At 62.9% G+C, this 930-nt stretch carries 1 protein-coding gene; it reads left to right on the plus strand.

The genetic code is table 11. The features are described 5' to 3' along the window. Nucleotides 1–836, plus strand: an 836-nt coding sequence (locus tag AC1D0P_RS26110) for a putative PEP-binding protein (protein ID WP_477679378.1), incomplete at its 5' end; no start/stop codon positions are given. Nucleotides 837–930: the final 94 nt, after the last annotated feature.

A 930-nucleotide genomic window follows, 5' to 3' on the forward strand; every position in this document is an offset into this window, starting at 1 on the left:
TCATCATCAACAACAACATCGGCGTGCACCCCAAGGCGATCCTGGAGTACCCCAACATCGACGCCGACCTGAAAAAGGCCGTGGAGAGCGTGGCCCGCGGCCATGCCTCGCCGCGTGCCTTTTATGTCGACAAGGTGGCTGAAGGCATTGCCACGATTGGTGCGGCCTTCTGGCCCAAGCCGGTGATCGTGCGCCTGTCGGACTTCAAGTCCAACGAGTACCGCAAGCTGATAGGCGGCTCGCGCTACGAGCCCGAGGAAGAAAACCCGATGCTGGGTTTCCGCGGCGCGGCGCGCTACCTGAGCCCGGATTTCGCCGAGGCCTTTGCCATGGAATGCGAAGCGCTCAAGCGCGTGCGCAACGACATGGGCCTGACCAACGTCGAGGTGATGGTGCCTTTTGTGCGCACCCTGGGCCAGGCCAAGGCCGTGACGGAACTGCTGGCTAAACACGGCCTCAAGCGCGGCGAGCAAGGCCTGAAAATCATCATGATGTGCGAGGTGCCGAGCAACGCGGTGCTGGCCGACCAGTTCCTCGAGTATTTCGACGGCTTCTCCATAGGCTCCAACGACCTGACCCAGCTCACGCTGGGCCTGGACCGCGACTCGGGTCTGGACATCCTGGCCAAAGACTTTGACGAACGCGATCCGGCGGTCAAGGCGCTGCTGAGCCAGGCCATTGCCGCTTGCAAGCGTGCCAACAAATACGTCGGCATCTGCGGCCAGGGCCCCAGCGACCATCCCGACTTTGCCTTGTGGCTCAAGGAGCAGGGCATAGGCTCGATTTCGCTGAATCCCGATACCGTGATAACCACCTGGAAGCAACTGGCCGGCTAGGCAGGTCCCTCGCGGGCTGACCGAGGGAAAACCCCCGGAGGCCGGCGCCGCTCGCGGCGAGTAATTGGCGGTGCCTCCGATGACAATCGGAAGC

It is taken from the genome of Polaromonas sp. P1_G2 (assembly GCF_056405515.1).